This is a genomic window from Aeromonas sp. SrichE-2G (genome assembly GCF_017939565.1).
Lineage (GTDB): Bacteria > Pseudomonadota > Gammaproteobacteria > Enterobacterales > Aeromonadaceae > Aeromonas > Aeromonas taiwanensis.
Genome location: NZ_JAGKRG010000034.1, coordinates 1 through 773, shown reverse-complemented (window position 1 = coordinate 773; position 773 = coordinate 1). Strand labels below are relative to the sequence as shown.

Annotated in this window: 1 rRNA gene; it reads right to left on the bottom strand. The window is 52.1% G+C overall.

The annotated features are described in order from the left end of the window. Positions 1 to 773 (bottom strand): 23S ribosomal RNA (locus J9885_RS14885); the annotation flags it as partial.

Here is a 773-nt window from a genome sequence, read left to right as displayed (position 1 = left end):
TACTTACTGGTATTCGGAGTTTGCATGGGGTTGGTAAGTCGGGATGACCCCCTAGCCCAAACAGTGCTCTACCCCCAGTAGTATTCGTCCGAGGCGCTACCTAAATAGCTTTCGGGGAGAACCAGCTATCTCCGAGTTTGATTGGCCTTTCACCCCCAGCCACAGGTCATCCCCTAACTTTGCAACGTTAGTGGGTTCGGTCCTCCAGTTGATGTTACTCAACCTTCAACCTGCCCATGGCTAGATCACCCGGTTTCGGGTCTACACCTTGCAACTAGACGCCCAGTTAAGACTCGGTTTCCCTACGGCTCCCCTATACGGTTAACCTCGCTACAAAATGTAAGTCGCTGACCCATTATACAAAAGGTACGCAGTCACCCCGAAGGGCTCCCACTGCTTGTACGTACACGGTTTCAGGTTCTATTTCACTCCCCTCACAGGGGTTCTTTTCGCCTTTCCCTCACGGTACTGGTTCACTATCGGTCAGTCAGGAGTATTTAGCCTTGGAGGATGGTCCCCCCATATTCAGACAGGATGTCACGTGTCCCGCCCTACTCGATTTCACATCAAGGTTGTTTTCGTGTACGGGGCTATCACCCTGTATCGCCGGCCTTTCCAGGACCGTTCCACTAACTTCCAAGATGCTTAAGGGCTAATCCCCGTTCGCTCGCCGCTACTGAGGGAATCTCGGTTGATTTCTTTTCCTCGGGGTACTTAGATGTTTCAGTTCTCCCGGTTCGCCTCGCTACGCTATGTATTCACGTAGCGATACC